Source organism: Micromonospora arborensis (genome assembly GCF_003205615.1).
Lineage (GTDB): Bacteria > Actinomycetota > Actinomycetes > Mycobacteriales > Micromonosporaceae > Micromonospora > Micromonospora arborensis.
In genome coordinates, this window is the sequence record NZ_PYBV01000195.1 from 1 (window position 1) to 247 (window position 247).

A 247-nucleotide genomic window follows, 5' to 3' on the forward strand; every position below is an offset into this window, starting at 1 on the left:
TGGGTCCACCTCACCGAGGGTGAGGCCGCGCCGACGCAGCAGCACCGCGGCGAGCACGGCGAGCCCCAGCACGAAGAGCTCGACGGTGAGCCGGCGGGTCGACGGGCGCATCCGGACCAGGTCGCGGCGGGCCGCCCCCCCCGTCGGCCCGGCCAGCGGGGCCCGCGGCAACGCCCGGGTGGCCAGGACGGTTGCTGCGCGCGCGGCCGGCGGGCTGGGGTGCCGGGGGCCGCGGGACAGAGTGCCC

At 81.0% G+C, this 247-nt stretch carries 1 protein-coding gene; it reads right to left on the bottom strand.

Features of this window, described 5'->3' with window-relative positions; translation table 11 throughout:
- Positions 1 to 247: hypothetical protein (locus C7C45_RS33820; RefSeq protein WP_146247517.1), on the bottom strand; the 247-nt coding region annotated here is incomplete at both ends.